Annotated in this window: 13 protein-coding genes, 1 tRNA gene, 3 rRNA genes and 1 pseudogene; 16 read left to right on the top strand and 2 right to left on the bottom strand. The window is 49.6% G+C overall.

Translation table 11 applies throughout. The features are described 5' to 3' along the window. Positions 1-70: 70 nt before the first annotated feature. The 9 genes and pseudogenes from PaeBR_RS21780 (at position 71) to PaeBR_RS21740 (ending at position 11,530) form a co-directional block, all read left to right on the top strand. Positions 71-835 carry a phosphatidylinositol-specific phospholipase C/glycerophosphodiester phosphodiesterase family protein gene (locus tag PaeBR_RS21780; RefSeq protein WP_410512532.1) on the top strand — a complete coding sequence of 255 codons (765 nt, stop codon included), beginning with the start codon at positions 71-73 and terminating at the stop codon, positions 833-835. Further along, positions 811-936 (top strand): annotated as a pseudogene (locus PaeBR_RS21775) (glycerophosphodiester phosphodiesterase); the annotation flags it as partial. The gene PaeBR_RS21780 and the pseudogene PaeBR_RS21775, both read left to right, overlap by 25 nt. A 141-nt stretch (positions 937-1,077) precedes the next feature. Continuing rightward, the gene (locus PaeBR_RS21770) at positions 1,078-1,806 is read left to right on the top strand and encodes a heptaprenylglyceryl phosphate synthase (RefSeq protein ID WP_410512531.1); all 729 of its coding nucleotides are present in this window, start codon (positions 1,078-1,080) and stop codon (positions 1,804-1,806) included. A 226-nt stretch (positions 1,807-2,032) separates the two neighbouring features. Then, a complete protein-coding gene (gene pcrA, locus PaeBR_RS21765) occupies positions 2,033-4,390 on the top strand; it encodes a DNA helicase PcrA (RefSeq protein ID WP_410512530.1) in 2,358 nt (785 codons plus the stop codon). A 75-nt stretch (positions 4,391-4,465) separates the two neighbouring features. Then, positions 4,466-6,478, top strand: coding sequence for an NAD-dependent DNA ligase LigA (gene ligA, locus PaeBR_RS21760; protein ID WP_410512529.1), 2,013 nt, complete (start codon positions 4,466-4,468; stop codon positions 6,476-6,478). A gap of 520 nt (positions 6,479-6,998) precedes the next feature. Beyond that, positions 6,999-8,720: an alkaline phosphatase gene (locus PaeBR_RS21755; protein WP_410512528.1), complete on the top strand. Its 1,722-nt coding sequence runs from the start codon at positions 6,999-7,001 to the stop codon at positions 8,718-8,720. Between the two features lie 11 nt (positions 8,721-8,731). Beyond that, a complete protein-coding gene (locus tag PaeBR_RS21750) occupies positions 8,732-9,445 on the top strand; it encodes an ABC transporter ATP-binding protein (RefSeq protein ID WP_410512527.1) in 714 nt (237 codons plus the stop codon). Further along, positions 9,442-10,662 (top strand): ABC transporter permease, encoded by a 1,221-nt coding sequence (locus tag PaeBR_RS21745; protein ID WP_410512526.1) that lies wholly within the window; start codon positions 9,442-9,444, stop codon positions 10,660-10,662. Before PaeBR_RS21750 ends, PaeBR_RS21745 begins: the two co-directional genes overlap by 4 nt. Before the next feature lie 13 nt (positions 10,663-10,675). Further along, positions 10,676-11,530: a hypothetical protein gene (locus PaeBR_RS21740; protein ID WP_410512525.1), complete on the top strand. Its 855-nt coding sequence runs from the start codon at positions 10,676-10,678 to the stop codon at positions 11,528-11,530. Positions 11,531-11,590: 60 nt separating this feature from the next. On the opposite strand, the gene PaeBR_RS21735 is transcribed toward PaeBR_RS21740, so the two are convergent. Both PaeBR_RS21735 and PaeBR_RS21730 read right to left on the bottom strand, forming a co-directional pair. Next, positions 11,591-12,724, bottom strand: a complete 1,134-nt coding sequence (locus PaeBR_RS21735) for a molybdopterin-dependent oxidoreductase (protein WP_410512524.1) — start codon at positions 12,722-12,724, stop codon at positions 11,591-11,593. A gap of 122 nt (positions 12,725-12,846) precedes the next feature. Next, a complete protein-coding gene (locus PaeBR_RS21730; protein WP_410512523.1) occupies positions 12,847-14,103 on the bottom strand; it encodes an MFS transporter in 1,257 nt (418 codons plus the stop codon). Positions 14,104-14,479: 376 nt separating this feature from the next. Here PaeBR_RS21730 and PaeBR_RS21725 point away from each other — a divergent pair. The 7 genes from PaeBR_RS21725 to PaeBR_RS21695 all read left to right on the top strand — a co-directional run bounded on the left by PaeBR_RS21725 (position 14,480) and on the right by PaeBR_RS21695 (position 22,573). Further along, positions 14,480-16,037, top strand: a 16S ribosomal RNA gene (locus tag PaeBR_RS21725). Positions 16,038-16,138: 101 nt separating this feature from the next. Next, positions 16,139-16,214: transfer RNA gene (locus PaeBR_RS21720), tRNA-Ala, on the top strand. Between the two features lie 252 nt (positions 16,215-16,466). Continuing rightward, positions 16,467-19,396, top strand: a 23S ribosomal RNA gene (locus PaeBR_RS21715). Positions 19,397-19,534: 138 nt separating this feature from the next. Further along, positions 19,535-19,651 (top strand): 5S ribosomal RNA (gene rrf, locus PaeBR_RS21710). Together the 16S, 23S and 5S rRNA genes with 1 tRNA gene alongside form the textbook arrangement of a ribosomal RNA operon. A gap of 410 nt (positions 19,652-20,061) precedes the next feature. Then, entirely contained in the window at positions 20,062-21,231 is a 1,170-nt protein-coding gene (gene eis, locus PaeBR_RS21705; RefSeq protein WP_410512522.1) for an enhanced intracellular survival protein Eis, read from the top strand. Positions 21,232-21,556: 325 nt separating this feature from the next. Then, positions 21,557-22,018, top strand: coding sequence for a CtsR family transcriptional regulator (locus tag PaeBR_RS21700; protein ID WP_410512521.1), 462 nt, complete (start codon positions 21,557-21,559; stop codon positions 22,016-22,018). A 30-nt stretch (positions 22,019-22,048) separates the two neighbouring features. Continuing rightward, the gene (locus tag PaeBR_RS21695; RefSeq protein ID WP_410512520.1) at positions 22,049-22,573 is read left to right on the top strand and encodes a UvrB/UvrC motif-containing protein; all 525 of its coding nucleotides are present in this window, start codon (positions 22,049-22,051) and stop codon (positions 22,571-22,573) included. Positions 22,574-22,600 lie beyond the last annotated feature (27 nt).

Genomic DNA, 22,600 nt, shown 5'->3' with positions numbered 1-22,600 from the left:
ATCCCCGTTTTGCCTTCGGCAGAACGGGGTATTGTTTTCTAATCTGCATTAGAAAAGGAAGCCATCGCCTATGAATAAGAGAAAACTAATCCCATCTATGATCATGGTTTCAGCACTGGTGATGTTGCTCATTATATGGCTTGGAACTAATAAGGAAGAGAATTCCGGAACGGATTTTCCGAACTATCGTATTGTTGCCCACGCCATGGGCTCTATTAACGATCTGACCTACACCAACGCCTTTGAAGCATTTGTAGCTAATTATGAACAGGGAACCCGTATATTTGAGACGGACTTATTGCTGACGGAGGATGGCAAGCTGGTTGCTCGACATGAGTGGACAACCCAGATGAGCGAGATGCTCGGGCAGACGAAAACTCTACCGGCAAGCAAGCAGGGGACTATACTCAGTTATGATGAATTTATGGATACTCCAATACAAGGAATCTACTCTCCTCTTGACTGGGAGAAGATTCTTGATTTGCTGCAGCACTACCCTGATGCGTATATTGTGACGGATACGAAGGAGTTTGACTCCGGTCGGATGATGAAGGAATTTCAAATCCTGACGGAGTCGGCCGAGCGCCGTGATCCCGCTTTGCTGGAGCGGATTATTCCGCAGATTTACAACCGCTCTATGCTGGAGCAAATAAATCGGATCTACCCATTTCCTCATGTTATCTATACCCTTTATGAATCCCAGGACAGCGACGAACAGGTTGTTGAGTTTGTGAAGGAAAGCGGAGTCGACATCACGATGCCTGTCAGCCGGGCCACCAGCAATTCGTCAAAGCTCTTAAGCGTACGGGTGCGCGGGTTTATGCTCATACCGTGAACGATGCGGAACAAATACAGAAGCTGTCCCGGAGGGGGGTAGACGGCTTTTACAGTGACTTTATCCAAGAGGATGAGTTAGAGCCTAATCATAGATTCTGAAAAAAATGCGAAAAAATGTTCGCGTTTTTTTTGTCTCTGCAAATTGACAGGCCTGACATGCTGGCATAGACTAGATTTATATCTTTTGCGGTAGCAAGAGCCATTTTAATCTGCCCATATGAATCATAAGGATGGAAAAGCATGAAATTAATACAGCAAATGATTAAGCCGTGGCGGCACGTATTCAAGCTTGACCCGGACCGGGTGATCAGCGACGAGGATTTAGAGTTAGTATGCTTATCAGGCACCGATGCCATTCTGATAGGCGGCTCTACAGGAGTAACCTACGAGAATACGGTAGAGCTTCTATCCAGAGTGCGGCGCTTTGACCTGCCCTGTGCACTTGAAGTATCCGATCTGGAAGCAGCCGTGCCCGGCTTTGATCTTTATATGATTCCAATGGTGCTTAATACACCGGATCCGGCCTGGATCGTAGGCCATCATAGACAGGCTATCGAGCGGTACGGGAATTTCATTCCGTGGGAACTGCTGCTGACAGAAGGCTATATTGTGCTCAATGGTGATTCCTCTGTTGCCCGTCTTACGGGTGCGGAATGTGACCTAACCGCCGAAGAGGCGGCGGCTTATGCGCAGATTGCCGATAAGCTGATGACACTTCCGGTCGTTTACCTTGAATACAGCGGCAGGTTCGGAGATATGGAGACCGTGCAGACTGTGCGTGAGTCCGTGGAGAACAGCCAGCTTTTTTACGGCGGCGGCATCACTTGTGAGGCTGAGGCTGAACGGGCAGCGGCCTTGTGTGACACTGTTGTAGTGGGAAATATTATTTACCGGGATGTGCAGCAGGCCCTGCTTACGGTCGGAGCTGTCAAGAGGACGGAGCACGTACGTAATTTATATATTAATTGAACTATAGAATTAAGCAGAGGGTGTGAGATGACATAGTAACGAAGGGGAAGTTTGGAACTGGAGGAGCGTTAGCGACCGCCTTTGTCCCCGGATTTCATCCGCGAAAAGCGGTTAATCATTAAGAAATCTGGGGACAACAGCGGCCGGAAGTCCAAACATTCCCCGTAGTTACGGCCAATCATCGAACATCATATGCTAAGATCATTTGGAAAGGAGCATGTCCTACATGCAACCTGTTAATATACAAGAAGCCGTCAGCCGCTTGAATCCCCCTCAGCGCCAGGCGGTGGAAATCACCGAGCATCCTCTGCTGATTATGGCTGGCGCGGGCAGCGGCAAGACCCGGGTGCTTACTCACCGTATAGCCTCCCTGATCGCCACCCGTAAAGCGCCGCCTTGGGCGATTCTCGCGATTACCTTTACCAATAAAGCCGCGCGGGAAATGCAGGACCGGGTATCCAAGCTGGTCGGACCCGAGGGTCGGGACATTTGGGTATCCACTTTCCACTCGATGTGTGTACGTATTTTGCGGAAGGATATCGAGCGTATCGGCTTTACTTCGAATTTCTCTATTCTGGATTCTACAGACCAGCTGTCCGTCATTCGCAATTGTATGAAGGAACTGAATATCGATACCAAGAAATTTGAGCCGAAGGCCGTTCAAGCGGTCATCAGCGCTTCCAAGAACGAACTGATTACACCGGCGCAGTATGAGCTGAAGATCGGCGATTATTTTGAAGGACTCATTGCCAAGGTGTACAAGATGTATCAGAAACGGCTGAAGAGCAATAACTCGCTGGATTTCGACGACCTTATTATGATGACCATCGAATTGTTTAAGGAAGTGCCGGAGGTGCTGGACTTTTATCAGAAGAAGTTCAAGTACATCCATGTGGATGAGTATCAGGATACGAACCGGGCTCAATATATGCTGTGCAAAATGCTGGCGGACAACCATCACCGCATTTGTGTGGTAGGCGACAGTGACCAATCGATTTACCGCTGGCGGGGGGCGGATATCACCAACATTCTTAACTTCGAGGAAGATTACCCTGAAGCGAAGGTCATCCTGCTGGAACAGAATTACCGCTCCACCTCCAACATTTTGAACGCGGCTAACGGTGTTATTGCTTTGAATACTGGCCGTAAGCCCAAGAAGCTGTGGACGGATTCTGAGGAAGGACCGAAGATCAAGGTGTACCGTGCGGATTCCGAGCATGATGAAGGGTATTTCGTAACGGGTGAAATCAGCAAGAATGTGAAGAAGGGCAAGGACTACCAAAGTCATGCCATACTGTATAGAACGAATGCCCAGTCGCGGGTTATAGAGGAAATTCTGATCAAATCGGATATTCCTTACCAGATTGTTGGAGGGATCAAGTTCTATGACCGCAAAGAAATTAAGGATTTACTCGCGTATTTACGTCTGCTTTCCAATCCGGATGATGATATCAGTCTGACCCGCATTATTAATGTTCCCAAGCGGGGACTGGGCGACACAACGGTAGGTAAGCTGGCAGCAGCTGCGGGAGAGCGCGGAATCTCTATTTTTCGCGTACTTCAAACCGTGGATGACCTGGGCTTTGCCGGACGGACCCGCAACATGCTGGTTGAATTTTACGATATGATTGAGGCTCTGCACCGGATGGTAGAGTTCCTGTCGGTTACCGAGCTGACGGAAAAAATACTGGAGCTGTCGCAATACCGCCTGGAGCTGCAAAATGAGAACACGCTTGAATCCCGCTCACGTCTGGAAAATATCGATGAGTTCCTGTCCGTGACGATGGAGTTCGAGAAAAATAATGAGGATAAGTCTCTAGTTTCCTTCCTGACCGATCTTGCGCTCATTGCTGACATCGACAGTGTGAACGACAATGAAGAGGAACGCAGTGACGCCGTGGTGCTCATGACGATGCACAGCGCCAAGGGGCTGGAGTTTCCGACTGTATTTATTGTTGGCATGGAGGAAGGTATATTCCCCCACAGCCGTGCTTTTCAGGACAATGACGAGTTGGAAGAGGAACGCCGGCTTGCTTATGTAGGTATTACGCGAGCCGAGAAGCAGCTGTTTCTCTCCTGCGCCCGGGTGAGGACGTTGTTCGGACGGACGACGGCTAATCAGCCGTCCCGCTTCCTGGAGGAGATTCCGGAAGAATTGAAGGAAGACACCGTCCTGAACCCCGACCGGTTCCGGCGCGGGGGAGCAGAAGTGGGCGGCGCTTACGGAGGCCGCGGCTTTGGAGGCGGAAGCCGCGGGAATTTCGGCGGCGGGAGTGCTTCAGCTACTGCTCCGCGCGGCGGCGGAGCAGCGGCCGGTTCCGGTGGAGGCGCCGGGCCGCTTGCGGCAGGCAAGAACCGCGTGGTTGTAACCACCGGAGGACCGCAGCGTGCTCCGGGGGCAGGGGCTGCGGCGTCCGGAGATTTTAAAGCGGGCGACAAGGTGTCCCACGGCAAATGGGGCGTCGGCACCGTTGTGTCCGTGAAAGGCAGCGGCAACGATACGGAGCTGCAGATTGCTTTCCCGGCACCGGTCGGTGTAAAACGGCTGTTAGCCGGATTTGCGCCGATTACCAGGGTCGAATAATCCGACTGCGATTAACGATCGGCGATTTGGACCACGCTAACCGTAGGAAACTTATTTGACGGAGGGATTTCCCGCATGGATGTAATGCACACAATGGAAGAGCTTGTGGCGGAACTGAATCATTACAATTACCACTACTACACGCTGGATGCACCGCAGATCAGCGATAAAGAATACGACGTTCTTTACGACAAGCTTGTGGCACTTGAGGCAGAGACCGGCTTTGTGCTCCCGGATTCTCCGACCCGGCGGGTGGGCGGAGAACTGCTCAAGGGCTTTACCCCCCACCGTCACCAGGCCCCTCTCTGGAGTCTGGACAAGGCACAGAATATTGAACAGCTTCGGAGCTGGAACGCCCGTGTCCATCGGTTGGTGAATGATTACAACGCCCGGAACCCGGAGAATCCGCTGCCCGAGCCCTGCTACGCGGTGGAACTAAAGTTCGACGGGCTGACGCTGAACCTGACTTACCGGGACGGTGTCCTTGTCCAAGCGGCCACACGAGGTAATGGAGTAACGGGTGAAGGGATTCTTGCCCAAGTGGAGACGATTAAGTCTGTTCCGCTTACAATTCCATTTAAGGAAGGTGTAATTGAGGTGCAGGGTGAGGGCATTATGAACCTGTCTGTCCTGGCAGAGTATAATACCCGGGCGGCTGAGCCGCTCAAGAATGCACGCAACGGCGCAGCTGGCGCATTGCGCAACCTGAACCCCAAGACGACGGCAAACCGTCGCCTGAATGCATTCTTCTACAATATTGGGTATGCCGAAGGCGTGCAGTTTTCCGATCATCAGGAGATGATGGATTTTCTGCGGAACAACCGGTTTAAGGTGAACCCATATCTGACGTATTACAAAAACTTTGACGATGTTACCGAACAGCTGGCCGAAATTGAGGAGAGCCGCTCCGGATTGGATTATCTCATTGATGGTGCGGTTATCAAGATCACTGATTTCCGTATCCGGGAAGCTCTCGGTTACACGGATAAGTTCCCGCGCTGGGCGGTTGCCTATAAATTCGAGGCTGAAGAAACAACGACCCTATTGGAGTCTGTTAGCTGGAACGTAGGCCGTACGGGTAAGGTTACTCCGCTTGCGCGTGTAGAGGCGGTGGAACTCGCTGGAGTTACTGTCCAGAATTGCACACTGAATAATGTCGGAGATATTGAACGTAAGAACTTGAAGTACGCACTCGGTACTCGCGTCTTTATCCGTCGCTCCAATGATGTTATTCCGGAAATACTCGGAAAAGTAACAGAAGAGAACGACGGCGGGGAAATCATTTTTCCCGAGAATTGTCCCTCCTGCGGATTCCCGCTGGAAATGCGCGGTGCACATCTGTTCTGCAACAACAAGCTGGATTGCAAGCCGCAGATAATCGGACGTATTACCCATTTTGCCTCACGGGATGCCATGGATATAGAAACCTTCAGCGAGAAGACCGCAGCACAGCTTCATGAAGAACTTCATGTGCGGGAACCGGCGGATTTGTATGAGCTAACCTTTGAGCAACTGGTGAAGCTGGAACGCTTCGGTGAGAAGAAGGCAAGCAATTTGCTGAAAGCACTGGAGGACAGCAAAGGGCGGGATCTTGCATCCTTCCTCTATGCGCTGGGTATTCCGAATACCGGTAAGGCGACCACCAAGATGCTGGCTGAACATTTCAGGGACCTTACGGCTGTTATGGAAGCGAGTGCCGAGGAGTTAGCCGGACTGCCCGACATTGGCGGTATTGTTGCGGAGAGTATCGTAAGTTATTTCAAAGATCCTTTTGTGGTAACAGGCATCAAGCGTATGCTGGCGCTCGGTGTGGAGGCGAAGGCACCGGAAGCTCCGCGTCTTGTGAATACGAATTCCTTTTTCAGCGGAAAAACAGTCGTGCTGACCGGCACATTGCAAAAGCTCACGCGCGAGGAAGCGGCGGAACGTTTGGAAGCTCTGGGTGCAAAAGTGAGCGGCAGTGTCTCCAAAAAAACCGATCTCGTCATCGCCGGGGAGAAGGCAGGCAGCAAGCTGGCCAAAGCGCAGCAGCTAGGCATTCAAGTCATCGAGGATGAGGAAGAGTTGCTCCGGCTGCTGGAAAGTTAAACAGGAACGAAATAACTCAATAACAGAACACTACAAGACTATAACAGCGTAAAAGCGTAACACCACATAGCGTCCCTGTTTCATTTCGTTTAGTCGCGAAAGGAGCCGGGACTTTTTATGTATTTTAATATGGCTCAACACCAAAACGAGTGCTTGACGCTGACCGATCTTAATATATAAAGGGACAACGATAATTGTTGTATCGAATACAACATCAATTGTCATATCCAACCTCCAGAGGACTATTTCCCGATTTAAAGTTGTAAAAAATAGAAGATTTAGCCGAATCTGCTGTTCACTTCCTCAACTAGGAAATAGGATACCTCCCGATTCATTCTGATTTACTATACAGATATAAAGCAATCACCAACCACCATCATTGTCCAGCACTGATTTTAATTTAGAGCCTTTAATATATGAATAAATGATAATTTAATACAAACAGTAGCTTGTTTTGACAATTAGTTGACCTTACGGAGGTAAGCTTGACTAGATCTCGATAATAAGGAAGGGGAATAAAATGAATAAATTCATGAAAAGCGTGGTAATCGGTGGACTGGCAGTAGCCGTAGTCTCAGGATCTACGATTGTTGGAGCAGCGCAAAGCCAGAAAAATGCGGCAGTTCCTGCCAAAGCGCAATCCAAAAACCTTATCGTACTGATTGGCGATGGTATGGGTCCCGCCCAAGTCTCCGCCGCACGTTATTACCAGCAATATACAAAGGGAATTAGTCATCTTAACATTGACCCTTACTATGTGGGGCAAGCCACCACCTATGCGGATCGTGGTGAGGATGGCGGTAAAATCGTCTCAGGAATAGTAACGGATTCCGCATCTGCGGGCACCGCTTTTGCCACAGGCCATAAGACATATAACGCGGGTATCAGCGTCTCCAATGAGGACGTTTCGAAGCCCTATGCCTCAATTATTGAAGCGGCTGAGAATACCGGCAAGGCCACTGGACTTGTTACGACAGCCCGTATCACACATGCGACTCCTGCTGTATATGCTTCCCATGTCCGCAGCCGTGATAATGAAAATGCTATCGCCTCCCAATATTTAAATAGTGGCGTCGACGTTCTGATGGGCGGAGGCAAGCAGTTTTTTGTTACGAAAGACGAAAAGGGCAAACGTACCGATAAAAACATCCTTTCAGACTTTCAAGCCAAGGGTTATACCCTGGTTGAGAACACTGCCAGCTTGAACGCTCTTCCTTCCAAAACTACCAAAGTACTCGGCTTGTTCGGCAACTCCCACGTAGCTTATGTCCCGGACCGTACTTCGGAAATCCCGAGTTTGGCAGCGATGACCTCCAAGGCGCTGAACATACTGTCTACGGATAAAGACGGCTTCGTAATGATGATTGAAGGCGGACGGATTGACCATTCCGGACATGCCAACGATCTGCCAACGTTGGTGAAGGAGGTACTTGACTTCGACGCCGCTTTTAAAACCGCTATTGAGTTTGCGAAGAAAAATGGCAATACATCCGTTGTGGTCACCGCAGACCATGAAACGGGCGGGCTTTCCCTGTCCCGGGACAACATTTACGAACTTAACATCGATCTTTGGGATAAGCAAAAACACTCTTCCGAAAGTTTAGCTGCTGCCCTGGAAGCGGCAAAGACGCCGGAGGAAATCCGCAGTATCGTAACCGCCAATACCTGGATCACCGATCTATCCGATGAAGAGGTGAAACTGATTATGGCCGGAGACGGCTCCTCTTATAAACGTGAAGGAGCATACAACGCGGTTATTTCCAAACGTCTTCTCGTCGGCTGGTCGGGCCATGGACACTCCGCTGTTGATGTCGGGGTATGGGCTTTCGGACCTATAGCCGATAAAATTAAAGGCCAGGTAGACAATACACAAATCGCCACAGTAGGAGCAAGTATTATCGGCGTTGACCTGAATAAAAGATCTGCAGAGCTGCAATCCAAATATTTATACCCTAAATTCAAAATCAATCGTGAGAATGAAGTTCTATATCCTGCAGAGGCACTGGTAAAAGCACTGGGGGGAACCTTCAAGGGAGACAGCTCTGTAGTGAATCTTACTGTAGGAAAGAACACTGTCAGTGTGAATTTGACTGCCCAGACAGCCGCCCTTAATGGTAAAACTGCCTCGTACACGGTGGACATTGATAACGGCAAGCTGTATCTGCCTCTTGCGGCTTTCAGTCAATTAACGGGTAAAACGCTGAACTGGGATGCCCTGTCCGAGCGAATCGTACTGCGATAGGAGTGAGTGGATTGCTGAACATACGCGCTCTGAAGAAGCAATTTAGAGTGGACGGCCGAGTCGTCCCGATTCTGAATATTCCTGAATGGAGTGTCGCCAAAGGTCAAAAAGTGGCAATTACTGGACCCAGCGGTTCCGGAAAAAGCACCCTTCTTCATTTGATCAGCGGAATATTGCGGCCGGACAGTGGAGAAATGTATTTGAATGGGACTCCAATGCATGATCTAAAGGAGGCGGAGCGAGATAAGCTTCGAGCCCGCCAAATTGGATATGTGCTGCAGGATTTCCATCTCATTCCTTCACTTACGGTGAAGCAAAATGTAGAGATTGCCCTGACTGAGCGGTTGTCAGCGAAACAAAAGAATGATCTGATTGGGGATTGGCTGGATAAGGTGGGGCTGCAGGACCGCAGCGCCCACCTTCCCTCCCAGTTGTCCCGGGGACAGCAGCAGCGCGTAGCTATTATACGCGCTCTTATTAATAATCCGCCTCTTTTGCTGGCAGACGAGCCTACCGGGAGTTTAGACTGGGAAACAGCGGATGAAATATCCGGGCTTTTATTGAATTTGAGTTCGAATGCGGGGCAGACACTTATCGTTGTAACGCATGATTTGAATATGGCGCGGCGTTTTCCCGTTTGCCTTGATATTTACGATATTAACCAACGCGAGTCTAATGGCAAAATGCTTAAAGTCGGAAATCAGCGGGAGGAGAACATGGCATGAGTCTTTTTAAATTTACCCTCCGCAATGTTCTTCACCGCCGTTTTTTATCCCTGCTCACGATCTGTGCAGTGGCGGTTACAGTTGCATTTATAGTGCTGGTGTCACTGGCTCAGGATAGTGTGGAACAGGGGGCGGAGAAGGGCTACGGTCCGTTTGATCTCGTTATTGGCGCAGAAGGCAGTGAAACACAGCTCGTGCTTAATACGTTCTATCATATCGGAGCTCCCACGGGCAATATACCGCTGGCTGTTCTGGAACAGGTCAAACGGGACAGCGGGGTGGAAAAAGCCTATGCGATGACAACTGGAGATAACTACGGCGGTTTTCCGGTGGTAGGAATTGATCCCGAATATTTCTTAACCCGTTACGGTGACCGTAATCTTGAGCAGGGTACGATCTATAGAAATACGGGTGAAGCTATAGTTGGCTCATATGTGGCGAGAACGTTAGGCCTGAAGGCTGGAGATACATTTAGCGGAGCTCACGGTCTTGTTCAGCAGGACGAGCACGAAGATGAACTTGTCAACGGTGAAGAGCATGAGGAAGAGGAAGATAGCCATACAAGCTTCAATTACACGATTGTGGGCATTCTCCCTGATCTTAACACACCTGATGATCGGGCAATTTTTACAACACTAGACTATGCCTGGGCTGTACATGGACTGGATGAAAAGGATAAAGAGATTACTGCTGTATTGGTGAAGCCCGGCAGCCTGCTCGGTGCCCATGATTTAAAAGGATCCTTAGACGGATCGAATGGGGTTCAAGCCGCTTATACAAGTAAGGCTGTATCGGATGTAGTTAATGCTGTGGACCAAGGTTCGCGTCTTGTTGGCGTTTTGACCTCCTTATGTGTCGTATTGGCTGCCATTTCTATTTTATTGTCCCTGATTGCTGCGGTGGGTGAACGAACCAGGGATGCGGGTCTATTGCGTCTGTTGGGTAAATCCAGAGGATATGTATGGATGACTTTAACCAGTGAGGGACTGGTCATTACGGCAGCCGGACTTTTAATGGGCCTGCTGCTGGGACATTTGGGGGCCTATTTGTTGAAGGATGCTTTATTTGCTCAGGCGGGCATTCAGATTGATCCGTTTCACTTGACGGGCAACTACTGGATGATAGCGGCAGGAACCTTATTGATCGGGCTTTTGTCATCTATGGGACCTGCATTCAGATTGTATCGGCTTAGCCCTTTGGCTCTTTTTAAATCCTAGGAGGGATGCTCTTTTGAAGATAAGAGGAATAAGGCCCATTCTAATGGCAGCGGCAGCTGTGCTCCTGATGTCTCTTCTTCAGGGATGCGGCCAGAATAAAGAGGATGGAAGCGGAGGGGAATCCTTTGCTGTGATTAATGATATCCCAGGGACTGAGGTGAGCGCTGGAATAGAAACAGCTATGCCGCAAAAATCCGCAACAGCCGAAGCTCCGGGCGTTGAGGATAACGTTACCGATCAAGCAGCGGCGAGCCCGGTTTCTTCGGAACTTCCATCATCCGCAGCTCCAGAGGTGACCGCAACAGCGGAACAGGTTGACTCTCCAACCGCCGGAAGTACACAAGTCAAGCAAGAGAAGTTGCCTGTAGTCCATTCTTCGATGGAACCAAAGACTGCGACGGCAGCGGTGCCTAAAAAAGCGGCTGCTGCTCCCACTGCGAAACCGACATCAACGCCGAAGCCAGTGGTAAGTGCAGCAAGTAGCGCGCATCCGGATTTGTCGGGGATAACAGGGATCGGATGGTCGGATTTCTTTGACGGTGAGGATCAGACCAAACCTTCGGAACGATTCTGGGATCTTCATGGCAGCAAGGTTACGATCAAAGGCTTCATGGGCGAGGTGCTTTCCTTTGAGAAGAACTGGTTCCTGCTCATTCCTGAGCCGGGTGCCGAATGCCCGTTCGACAATGGCGATGAAACGTATTGGAATAAAATAATGATCGTATTTGTCCCTGACGATGTTAAACTAAGGTACAAATCCGGTCCACTGCAGATTACCGGACGTCTGGACGTAGGCATCAAAATAGATGATTCAGGCTATAAAACGATGTTCCGTCTTTATGACGCTTCCTTTAAAGAAATCGAATAGTGATAAGGATAAGCTCCCGCTGCTTTTTACACAGATGGGAGCTTTTATTTATCTTGTATTTCACACTCTCTTTGCATCCGGCAGCCAAGCGTCAATATCGTAGCCCCGCTCTTCCCAGTAACCGACATGGTCCCCTTGAATCAGCTCAATCCGGTTCAACCATTTTACGGATTTGTATGCATACATTTGTGGAACAACCAGACGTACAGGGCCGCCGGCCAACTCAAGCAGACGGGCCAGAGGGATGCCTTCCCAGGTGTTTTTGTACACAGACCAGCCGGTAACACAGTGGAAATCACTGACCCGAACCTCCCGCTGCAGCTTAACGAATTGCTCCCAGTTCCAGCTCAGCTTCTTATCTACCAGACCGTCCACGGTAAAGGACCAGTTAGCGTTAGTGAAAGAGGGGATGTCTGTGACTGTGTACACGCGGAAATGTCCATCTGCGCCCCCGCCGATGGGATTCGCTGACTGTGGTAAGGATACAGGATTGGGGAGGAGCGTGTTCGCATTGTCCTCTGCATATTCATCTACACTTGGCAGCTTGAAGGATTGCCCCAGCCAGCGGACAAAAGTAGGACCAAGTGTCAGTGTCATCCCTGCTCCAACGGCGGCCTTAATGAAACCGCGCCGCGTATATAGAGGCTGTGGAGGGGAAGGGGTCCGGGAGTCCCGATTGACTTGCTTCTCTGTACCTTGGGCAGTATCATCACTATCTGGTGTGATTGATCGTTTTTGCGGTTCTTTAAGCCATTTGGTTCGTGTAATGGAGTGGTAAATGATGACCGGCAGCCCGATCAAGGTGAGGAGGTCATGGATGAACAGCGCCGTATTGGCCGCACGCGGTCCGGCAAGCCGGAATTGCCACAGTACGATGCCGGATATTATCCAGCCTATAAGCAGAGTAAGGACGAAGATGACATTCGCTTTTTGCGTGGAACGCCCTTTAAGCCGTTTCCAATGCTTTGCCGCCAGGAGTAAATAATAAATTACAGGAATAAGCAGCACAAGTCCGACAACAATATGGCTCCATTTAAGCCACACCCGGCTTTCCCCCAGCACTTCCCGCCAGTATCCTCCGAGCAGCAGCAGACCGCTGAGAGCCAGAAACAGTACCAGCCATGCATTCCAAGCATGAATAGAGACCAATTTTTTGCCGTAGCCTTCACGGATCAACGCTAACCCTTTTTTCACGGGATGTCTTCCCATCCTTTAGAGTTGCAAGCGATTATTCAAGTTTTAACTAATTGTACCGCAGAATCAGGCCATTGAATAACGTTACCTCAATTAATGCTCATTAAGGCATCAGTAAGCATTCACTCTGCAGCCCATTGCTCCAGCTTATCATCACCTGGCAGCAGCAGCGCCAGTAATCCCAGCAGCGGAAGAAAGCCACAGGCCACAAACACTTTCGTAATCCCTATTTGGTCGATGAGATTGCCGATAACGAGAGAACCGATGCCTCCCAGCCCAAAAGCAAGACCGGTAATAAGCCCGGATACGGTACCGATATTGCCCGGATACAGCATCTGTGCGTAAATAACAGTAACTGAGAAGCTGGACAGCAGCACGAAGCCGCCAACCAGCAGCAGAATCGCAGCCCAGAAGTGGTTGACAAAAGGTAGTGCCAGTGCAAACGGAACAGTGCCTACCATAGATAAAAGAATCAGGTTACGCCGTCCGAACCGGTCGGCAAGCGGTCCTCCGAAGAATGTACCAACTGCTCCTGCAGCTAGGTACATAAAAATATACACCTGCGCATCATCGAGGGTCACACGGTATTTATCCATCAAATAGAAAGCGTAGTAACTTCCGATAGAAGCGCCGTACCAGGATCGAACGAAAACGAGAAAGACGAGAATGATCGTTGCGTACAAAATATTTTTGCTGCGTGCGGGATCAATTTTGCGAATGGAGGATTTTTTGTGGAATGTATAGCCTGCATTTAGCATATCCCGGTACCAGCGGGCCACATAAGTCTGAACTGCCACTCCCGCTGCAGCTACTATAGTGAAGCTGAGCGCTCCCATTTGTCCAAAGGGAATGAATATCCATCGGGTCAGCATGGGTCCAAGTGATTGTCCTGCATTGCCTCCTACCTGGAATATAGACTGGGACAGCCCTTTACGCAGTCCGGCAGCCATATGAGCCACACGCATGCCTTCCGGGTGAAAGGTTGCTGAGCCAAATCCGATAAGCATTACGGAGATTAGGACGAGTGCATAATTGCTGGCATAGGCAAGAAGCATTACGCCTGCGAACGTACTGCACATCCCCAGCGGAAGCAGAATCGGACGCGGTTTGCGGTCGGCAGCATAACCGATTACGGGTTGAATTACTGAAGATGTCATATTGAGGGCGAAGGAAATCCAGCCGACTTGAGCAAAGGAAAGGAGCATATTTTCTTTGAGGATTGGGAAAATCGCCGGTATGACAGCCTGTATGGAATCATTGAACAGATGCACAAAGCTGACAGCCAGTAAAATGCGATATATTGTCGCCTGTTGCAAATTACGAATCTTAGTGTCGGTTATTTCCTTGGGAGACGTGGTTGATGTTGAATGATTGTTCATCTGAGATCCTCTCCGTACTAGGTAGTAAAAGATAAGCAATATTCCGGTTGATTTTCGTAACCATATTGTAATTCAGTTTTCTATATATAGTAAGTTGTTTTATAATTTTAAAAAAAGGGTTGCAAACATTAAACTAGCATGGTATATTATTTCTTGTGCTTATGAGGCATCGTGGATATGAAACATTACGTGATGAAGAAATGAGTTGACAGCAAACGACAGAATATGATACACTATAATTCCTGTGCATGAGAGAAATTATTCAAATGCCGGGAGCAAGTTCTTTGAAAACTGAACAAATGGAACGCGTTAATTTTTAAAAGATTCATTTATGAATCGTCAGTTTCAAAATGAGCTATCGCTCTTTCTAAATACCAATTTGGAGAGTTTGATCCTGGCTCAGGACGAACGCTGGCGGCATGCCTAATACATGCAAGTCGAGCGGAGTTTTATTGGGAGCTTGCTTTCAATAGGATTTAGCGGCGGACGGGTGAGTAACACGTAGGCAACCTGCCCCTTAGCCTGGGATAACTACCGGAAACGGTAGCTAATACCGGATAATTCCTTTCTTCTCCTGAAGGAAGGATGAAAGACGGAGCAATCTGTCACTGAGGGATGGGCCTGCGGCGCATTAGCTAGTTGGTGAGGTAACGGCTCACCAAGGCGACGATGCGTAGCCGACCTGAGAGGGTGAACGGCCACACTGGGACTGAGACACGGCCCAGACTCCTACGGGAGGCAGCAGTAGGGAATCTTCCGCAATGGGCGAAAGCCTGACGGAGCAATGCCGCGTGAGTGATGAAGGTTTTCGGATCGTAAAGCTCTGTTGCCAGGGAAGAACGTCTCATAGAGTAACTGCTATGAGAGTGACGGTACCTGAGAAGAAAGCCCCGGCTAACTACGTGCCAGCAGCCGCGGTAATACGTAGGGGGCAAGCGTTGTCCGGAATTATTGGGCGTAAAGCGCGCGCAGGCGGCTATTTAAGTCTGGTGTTTAAACCTTGGGCTCAACCTGAGGTCGCACTGGAAACTGGGTGGCTTGAGTACAGAAGAGGAAAGTGGAATTCCACGTGTAGCGGTGAAATGCGTAGATATGTGGAGGAACACCAGTGGCGAAGGCGACTTTCTGGGCTGTAACTGACGCTGAGGCGCGAAAGCGTGGGGAGCAAACAGGATTAGATACCCTGGTAGTCCACGCCGTAAACGATGAGTGCTAGGTGTTAGGGGTTTCGATACCCTTGGTGCCGAAGTTAACACAGTAAGCACTCCGCCTGGGGAGTACGGTCGCAAGACTGAAACTCAAAGGAATTGACGGGGACCCGCACAAGCAGTGGAGTATGTGGTTTAATTCGAAGCAACGCGAAGAACCTTACCAGGTCTTGACATCTGGGTGAAAACACTAGAGATAGTGTCCCTCTTCGGAGCACCCAAGACAGGTGGTGCATGGTTGTCGTCAGCTCGTGTCGTGAGATGTTGGGTTAAGTCCCGCAACGAGCGCAACCCTTAACTTTAGTTGCCAGCAGGTAAGGCTGGGCACTCTAGAGTGACTGCCGGTGACAAACCGGAGGAAGGTGGGGATGACGTCAAATCATCATGCCCCTTATGACCTGGGCTACACACGTACTACAATGGCCGGTACAACGGGAAGCGAAGCCGCGAGGTGGAGCCAATCCCAGCAAAGCCGGTCTCAGTTCGGATTGCAGGCTGCAACTCGCCTGTATGAAGTCGGAATTGCTAGTAATCGCGGATCAGCATGCCGCGGTGAATACGTTCCCGGGTCTTGTACACACCGCCCGTCACACCACGAGAGTTTACAACACCCGAAGTCGGTGGGGTAACCCGCAAGGGAGCCAGCCGCCGAAGGTGGGGTAGATGATTGGGGTGAAGTCGTAACAAGGTAGCCGTATCGGAAGGTGCGGCTGGATCACCTCCTTTCTATGGAGAATCGTTTCCTGCAATGGAAACATTCAAATACGAAGCGTAAGCTTCTATACACTCTAACGCGTGTCCATTTGTTCGGTTTTGATGGAATTTGCGGGGCCATAGCTCAGCTGGGAGAGCGCCTGCCTTGCAAGCAGGAGGTCAGCGGTTCGATCCCGCTTGGCTCCACCAACAAATTACATCTATTTAGCATGTCTGCACACAGAAACTTGATCCTTGAAAACTGGATACCGAAACGAATTTGCGTTTTAGAACATCTTTTAGCTAAAGCTTGTGTCAAGTAATTGACCAAGTAAAAGTTATTAGTTGCTAGCGTAGATTTTAGATGATGAAGCGACCTTTGGCTTTGAATGCCTTGCGAGTGAAGTAATTCACGAACAGCATTCAAAACAAGATGAGTGAATCAGCTAAAATCGGAGCGATGGTTAAGCTAATAAGAGCACACGGAGGATGCCTAGGCGCCAGGAGCCGACGAAGGACGTGGCGAACAACGAAACTGCCTCGGGGAGCTGTAAGCAAGCTTTGATCCGGGGGTGTCCGAATGGGGAAACCCGGCTGTGGTAATTCGCAGTCACTTCTCTCTGAACACATAGGAGAGATAGAGGCAGACCAGGGGAACTGAAACATCTAAGTACCCTGAGGAAGAGAAAACAATAGTGATTCCGTCAGTAGCGGCGAGCGAACGCGGAACAGCCTAAACTTGGGCGATTTATCGCCTGGGGGTTGTGGGACGTCTCACATGGAGTTACAAAGGAATCTGGTAGGTGAAGAGGTCTGGAAAGGCCCGCGATAGAGGTAAAAGCCCTGTATCCTAAACCATGTTCTCTCCGAGACGGATCCCGAGTAGTGCGGGGCACGTGAAACCCCGTATGAATCCAGCAGGACCATCTGCTAAGGCTAAATACTACCTGGCGACCGATAGTGAAACAGTACCGTGAGGGAAAGGTGAAAAGCACCCCGGAAGGGGAGTGAAATAGAACCTGAAACCGTGTGCTTACAAAAAGTCAGAGCCCGATCTATGGGTGATGGCGTGCCTTTTGTAGAATGAACCGGCGAGTTACGTTTAACATGCAAGGTTAAGGTGAGAAGCCGGAGCCGCAGCGAAAGCGAGTCTGAATAGGGCGACATAGTATGTGGACGTAGACCCGAAACCGTGTGATCTACCCCTGTCCAGGGTGAAGGTGCGGTAACACGCACTGGAGGCCCGAACCCACGCATGTTGAAAAATGCGGGGATGAGGTGGGGGTAGCGGAGAAATTCCAATCGAACTCGGAGATAGCTGGTTCTCCCCGAAATAGCTTTAGGGCTAGCCTCGGCACAAGAGTAATGGAGGTAGAGCACTGATTGGTTGCGGGGCCCGCAAGGGTTACCAAGATCAGTCAAACTCCGAATGCCATCTACTTATTGCCGGGAGTCAGACAGTGAGTGCTAAGATCCATTGTCAAAAGGGAAACAGCCCAGACCATCAGCTAAGGTCCCCAAGTGTGTGTTAAGTGGGAAAGGATGTGGAGTTGCACAGACAACCAGGATGTTGGCTTAGAAGCAGCCACCATTGAAAGAGTGCGTAATAGCTCACTGGTCGAGTGACTCTGCGCCGAAAATGTAACGGGGCTAAACACACCACCGAAGCTATGGCTAGATACGTATGTATCTGGGGTAGGGGAGCGTTGTATGTGGGTTGAAGGTGTACCGTAAGGAGCGCTGGACAGCATACAAGTGAGAATGCCGGTATGAGTAACGAAAAGATCAGTGAGAATCTGATCCGCCGAAAGCCCAAGGTTTCCTGAGGAAGGCTCGTCCGCTCAGGGTAAGTCGGGACCTAAGGCGAGGCCGAAAGGCGTAGTCGAAGGACAACAGTTTGAAATTACTGTACCACCGTAATCCGCTATGAGCGATGGGGTGACGCAGGAGGGTAGTGACGCGGACTGATGGATGTCCGTCTAAGCAGTGAGGCTGATGTGCAGGCAAATCCGCACATCGATAAGGCTGGGCTGTGATGGGGAGCGAAAATTACAGTAGCGAAGGTCATGATCTCACACTGCCAAGAAAAGCCTCTAGCCAGGAGAAGGTGCCCGTACCGCAAACCGACACAGGTAGGCGAGAAGAGAATTCTAAGGCGCGCGGAAGAACTCTCGTTAAGGAACTCGGCAAAATGACCCCGTAACTTCGGGAGAAGGGGTGCCCCGGTAGTGTGAATAGCACGAGGGGGCCGCAGTGAAAAGGCCCAAGCGACTGTTTAGCAAAAACACAGGTCTGTGCGAAGCCGCAAGGCGAAGTATACGGGCTGACGCCTGCCCGGTGCTGGAAGGTTAAGGGGAGCGGTTAGGAGCAATCCGAAGCTGTGAACCGAAGCCCCAGTAAACGGCGGCCGTAACTATAACGGTCCTAAGGTAGCGAAATTCCTTGTCAGGTAAATTCTGACCCGCACGAATGGCGTAACGACTTGGGCGCTGTCTCAACGAGAGATCCGGTGAAATTTTAATACCTGTGAAGATGCAGGTTACCCGCGACAAGACGGAAAGACCCCATGGAGCTTTACTGCAGCTTGATATTGAATTTGGGTACGATCTGTACAGGATAGGTGGGAGCCAGGGAAGCAGGAGCGCAAGCTTCTGCAGAGGCGACGTTGGGATACCACCCTGATCGTATCTAGGTTCTAACCTGGCACCCTAAGCGGGTGCGGGGACCGTGTCAGGCGGGCAGTTTGACTGGGGCGGTCGCCTCCTAAAGAGTAACGGAGGCGTTCCAAGGTTCCCTCAGAATGGTTGGAAATCATTCGAAGAGTGCAAAGGCATAAGGGAGCTTGACTGCGAGACCTACAAGTCGAGCAGGGACGAAAGTCGGACTTAGTGATCCGGTGGTACCGCATGGAAGGGCCATCGCTCAACGGATAAAAGCTACCCTGGGGATAACAGGCTTATCTCCCCCAAGAGTCCACATCGACGGGGAGGTTTGGCACCTCGATGTCGGCTCATCGCATCCTGGGGCTGAAGTAGGTCCCAAGGGTTGGGCTGTTCGCCCATTAAAGCGGTACGCGAGCTGGGTTCAGAACGTCGTGAGACAGTTCGGTCCCTATCTGTCGTGGGCGCAGGAAATTTGAGAGGAGCTGTCCTTAGTACGAGAGGACCGGGATGGACGTACCGCTGGTGCATCAGTTGTTCCGCCAGGAGCATGGCTGAGTAGCTACGTACGGACGGGATAAGCGCTGAAAGCATCTAAGCGTGAAGCCCCCCTCAAGATGAGATTTCCCAAGTCAGTAAGACCCCTTGAAGACGACGAGGTAGATAGGTTGGAGGTGGAAGTGCAGCAATGCATGGAGCTGACCAATACTAATCGGTCGAGGGCTTATCCAATATCTAAAAGCGTAGATTTGTTTCGGATTCAGTTTTCAGGGAGTCAAATTCCTGAAGTAGCTATAAGCTGCATGTCTTTTCTAGTGTTGGTTATTTTCCTGGAGAAATTCGGGGAGTGATACGACCGGAAAAAACCTGTTTGGTGGCGATAGCGGAGGGGTTCCACGCGTACCCATCCCGAACACGACCGTTAAGACCTCCAGCGCCGATGGTACTTGGACCGAAGGGTCCTGGGAGAGTAGGACGTTGCCAAGCACATGAAAGCCACTGTTGATAATCATTCAACAGTGGTTTTTTTGCGTTTCAACCTGTGGAAATGCTGTGGATAATTTGCAGAAACGTACAGAAAACTTACTAACATGTGTACAGTCAATAAAGCACCATCAATCGTCATAACCTGTGGATACAGCAAGGTTTTTAGGGGACGTATACTATAACTCAATAAGTAATCCACCGGTTCCTGTGAATAGGTTCGGTATATGTGGATACTTGCATCGAAAATGCATGTGTTGATTAGAGTCAAAGGCCACTAATGCGGCTGGTTTGAGGCTGCCGTAACAAGGCTGTTGATAAGTTTTTCATTATTAACCCTAAATGCGCAGCTTGCGAATCTAAACAAGCATCCCTACAATAAGAATAAAATGAACACTCATGGGGTGACGTTTATGGAGATCAGGCAATTGCATTCCAATGAATTTGAAACCAGTTTAAGCTTGTCCGAATATGCATTTCAATACACGCTTTCCGGTAATGATCGAGAAAAGGCCCAAAAACGGTTCAAACCTGAGCGGGTATGGGGTATTTTTGATGAGGGGAAACTCAGTGCCCAATTGACTTTGCTTCCGCTGCAGGTATACATACAAGGTCGCTCCCTTCCGATGGGTGGCATTGCGGGTGTAGCTACATGGCCTGAAAACCGCAGACAAGGACTGGTGGCCAAGCTCCTGACCCATGCGCTGGAAAAGATGAATGAATCCGGACAAGTCCTGTCTTTCTTGCATCCATTTTTAATTCCTTTTTATCGCAAGTTCGGCTGGGAGATCTACTGTGAATATAAGAAATACACTATACCCGTCGCTAAATTACCGCAGAAAACTGACGTGGAAGGAATCGTTAAACGCAATGTGAAGGATATTGAACTCATGAACTCTTTATATAGTGCTTTTGCTTCCAAATATAACGGAACACTGGATCGGAGCCGGGACTGGTGGGAACAATTGGTTGTGGATGAGGATGGACATAATGCGGTCTTTTATTCGCCGCTCGGGGCGCCCGAAGGTTATGTTCTTTATAAAATAGAAAAAAAAGAGCTGATCATCGACGAGTTCGTCTATTTAACCCAGCAAGCCTTCCGGGGATTGTGGAGCTTCCTCTGCAATCATGATTCCATGATTACTCAGGCCTCCCTGAAGCTGGTTCCGGCCGATGATATTCTTCCCTATTTGCTGCCTGATCCGCGTATCCCCCAAGAAAACTTTCCTTATTTTATGGCACGGATTGTTAATGCCAAAGCCTTTATAGAAGGCCTTTCTTTTACGAGGGGGGTTCAGAATAAAGTCACTATTTACGTCAAGGATAACTATGCCCCGTGGAATGAAGGTTTGTGGGAGTGGACTCTTGATGGAGAGGGTCAGGCGTCTTTCGTGCATAATGAGGGAGATCCACAGCAAGTGGATCTGACTTGTGACATTGGAGCGTTAACCGTACTTCTGCTTGGCTATAAACGTCCGGAGGAGTTACACCGTTTTGGTAGCCTGACCGGGAACCCTTCTGCCGTCGCATGGTTGGAAAAGGCGGTTCCGCGTGCACAAACGGCTTTATTAGACTTCTTTTAGAAAATAAGAGGAGTACACTTGGAATTGTCTGAGAATATGTTATAATATGAATAAGTCAAAGAAAGTCAAAGTCAACGAAGCTTGCCGCTGGACTATAAAGGAAACGGAATCCCCTAATTCATAACCACTAAGTATGTGAAGTACAGGGATGTGGTCACACTAAGAAGGTCGATTGTCCAAATATCGAAGAGCTCCGTACATAAGCTGTGCTAATGCAGCCTGGATTCGGATTTTTGCTCTTTGGTTAAGCTTCCTTTATAGGTTGTCGCGGGACAGGCGGTATTAGCCAGCTGGACTATAAGCTTCAAACACTGGAGGATGAGTGATGCGTAATATCTCCGATATTATCGAACAATATCTGAAGAATATTTTGCATGAAAGTCCTGAAGCTACGGTGGAAATTCAGCGTAATGATCTGGCGGACCAGTTCTCCTGCGTACCGTCACAGATTAATTATGTTATCAGTACACGCTTCACATTGGAAAAAGGCTATCTGGTGCAGAGTAAACGCGGCGGTGGCGGTTATATTCGCATTCAACGCTTTGAGTTGCCTCAGAATGTAGCGCTGTATGCTCACCTTAATCACACTATTGGGAATGAAATTGACCAAAGCGCTGCCGAGGGACTGATTTATCAGTTGGAAGAAGCCTGTTTTCTGAGCGAGCGAGAAGCGTGTCTCATACGCGCCGCCGTTTCGCGGGAATGCCTGACCATCAAGCTTCCGTATCGGGATGAGATTCGTGCCAAGCTTATGAAGGCGATGATAATTTCATTATTAGGCAAATAATTGTCAATCTGAGGGAGGGACTCCGCCGTTATGCTCTGTCAGGAATGCGGTGTCAAACAGGCAACACTCCACTTCACCAAAATTGTGAATGGGGAGAAGACAGAATTTCATATTTGTGAGAGCTGTGCCCGGGAAAAAGGTGAACTCATTCCAGGAACATCCGGAGGGTTTTCCATTCATAGCCTTTTGTCAGGCTTGCTCGATCTGGAAGGACCGGGTAAAGAAAAATCTGCTGCCGCCAAAATAGCGCAAACGCAGACCTGCGAGGAATGCGGCATGACCTACTCACAATTCAGCAAACTGGGACGGTTCGGCTGCAGTTCCTGTTATAAATATTTTAACAGTGGTCTGGATCCCCTCTTTAAGAGGGTTCACGGCAGTACATTACATGTCGGGAAAATTCCAAAACGAGCCGGGGCACAAATAGCGTACAGACGGCAAATTGAGGAAATGAAGCAGGAATTAGGCATAAGTATTCTGCAGGAAGAGTTCGAAAGGGCCGCAGAGCTGCGGGACCAGATTCGCCGACTTGAAAAAGAAATTGCACAAGAGTAAAGTCTTTGATATATAGGGAGGACACGA

The organism is Paenibacillus sp. BR2-3, from assembly GCF_046529485.1.
Classification (GTDB): Bacteria; Bacillota; Bacilli; order Paenibacillales; family Paenibacillaceae; genus Paenibacillus_AQ.
Note: the sequence above shows the minus strand (reverse complement) of the source record. Positions and strands in the feature narration are given on the sequence as shown.

Excerpts from the sequence above, each read along its gene's own strand:
- PaeBR_RS21780 (WP_410512532.1), top strand. The coding sequence starts at position 71 with ATGAATAAGAGAAAACTAATCCCATCTATGATCATGGTTTCAGCACTG.
- PaeBR_RS21770 (WP_410512531.1), top strand. The coding sequence starts at position 1,078 with ATGAAATTAATACAGCAAATGATTAAGCCGTGGCGGCACGTATTCAAG.
- pcrA (WP_410512530.1), top strand. The coding sequence starts at position 2,033 with ATGCAACCTGTTAATATACAAGAAGCCGTCAGCCGCTTGAATCCCCCT.
- ligA (WP_410512529.1), top strand. The coding sequence starts at position 4,466 with ATGGATGTAATGCACACAATGGAAGAGCTTGTGGCGGAACTGAATCAT.
- PaeBR_RS21755 (WP_410512528.1), top strand. The coding sequence starts at position 6,999 with ATGAATAAATTCATGAAAAGCGTGGTAATCGGTGGACTGGCAGTAGCC.
- PaeBR_RS21745 (WP_410512526.1), top strand. The coding sequence starts at position 9,442 with ATGAGTCTTTTTAAATTTACCCTCCGCAATGTTCTTCACCGCCGTTTT.
- PaeBR_RS21730 (WP_410512523.1), bottom strand. The coding sequence starts at position 14,103 with ATGAACAATCATTCAACATCAACCACGTCTCCCAAGGAAATAACCGAC.
- eis (WP_410512522.1), top strand. The coding sequence starts at position 20,062 with ATGGAGATCAGGCAATTGCATTCCAATGAATTTGAAACCAGTTTAAGC.
- PaeBR_RS21700 (WP_410512521.1), top strand. The coding sequence starts at position 21,557 with ATGCGTAATATCTCCGATATTATCGAACAATATCTGAAGAATATTTTG.
- PaeBR_RS21695 (WP_410512520.1), top strand. The coding sequence starts at position 22,049 with ATGCTCTGTCAGGAATGCGGTGTCAAACAGGCAACACTCCACTTCACC.